Origin of the sequence: Flavobacterium sp. FlaQc-52 (genome assembly GCF_044007495.1) — a bacterium.
Lineage (GTDB): Bacteria > Bacteroidota > Bacteroidia > Flavobacteriales > Flavobacteriaceae > Flavobacterium > Flavobacterium cupriresistens.
The window spans coordinates 1-244 of sequence record NZ_JBIPCV010000068.1 but is presented as its reverse complement, the minus strand read 5'-3'; the positions used below and the strand labels follow the sequence as shown (position 1 = coordinate 244).

1 rRNA gene is annotated in these 244 nt (G+C 33.6%); it reads left to right on the top strand.

The features are described from left to right. Positions 1 to 156: 156 nt before the first annotated feature. Positions 157 to 244, top strand: a 23S ribosomal RNA gene (locus ACHRV5_RS22530); the annotation flags it as partial.

The following is a 244-nucleotide window of genomic DNA, read 5'->3' as shown; positions in this document are numbered from 1 at the left end:
ATTCTCCACTGATTTACTATAAAAGTAGTAAATAAAAGTTCATTGACATATTGAGATAAGAAATAATAAAAAGTAGAAAGCGTTTTTTGTTATAAGTAGTAATACAGATAATAAAAAACAAAAAAAAACGGTCATAATTGATTTTATGATTGGTACAATAAGCAAAATAAGGGCGTATGGGGGATGCCTTGGCTCTCAGAGGCGATGAAAGGCGTGATAAGCTGCGAAAAGCTACGGGGACGGG